This window comes from Falsihalocynthiibacter sp. BN13B15 (genome assembly GCF_041205415.1).
In the GTDB taxonomy this organism is placed as follows: domain Bacteria; phylum Pseudomonadota; class Alphaproteobacteria; order Rhodobacterales; family Rhodobacteraceae; genus Falsihalocynthiibacter; species Falsihalocynthiibacter arcticus.
On record NZ_JBGFCE010000117.1, the window covers coordinates 1 to 311 of the forward strand.

1 protein-coding gene is annotated in these 311 nt (G+C 58.2%); it reads right to left on the reverse strand.

All coding sequences use genetic code 11. The features are described from left to right. Positions 1 to 134 precede the first annotated feature (134 nt). A complete protein-coding gene (locus AB9F26_RS22455) occupies positions 135 to 311 on the reverse strand; it encodes an IclR family transcriptional regulator C-terminal domain-containing protein (RefSeq protein WP_369769146.1) in 177 nt (58 codons plus the stop codon).

The window sequence follows — 311 nt, forward strand, 5'->3', positions numbered from 1 at the left end:
CAGGCGTGAGCCACGCGATGCCACCGCCCAATGCAATCCAGATGGATGAAGAATCCCGCGCAATCATCGTTGCGTGGGTGAAGGAAGCGCGCAGAAGCGAATAACAAGCCGCCCTCGCCCATCTGGGAGTTGACTCAGCTCCTAGAGGATTTACCGCCAATTGAAGCCGACAAATTTCTCGCGGCGACCAAGACGGCCTCGCTTAACTCAGGAATTTGCGCGACACCAACCCGCGACGTTGGTCCCGAAACAGAGATCCCCGCAAGCGCCTCGCCATGAATGTCAAAAACCGGCGCCGCGATGCAACGCAT

What these genes read in the sequence shown, in the direction of transcription:
- AB9F26_RS22455 (WP_369769146.1), bottom strand. Translation starts at nt 311, where the DNA reads ATGCGTTGCATCGCGGCGCCGGTTTTTGACATTCATGGCGAGGCGCTT.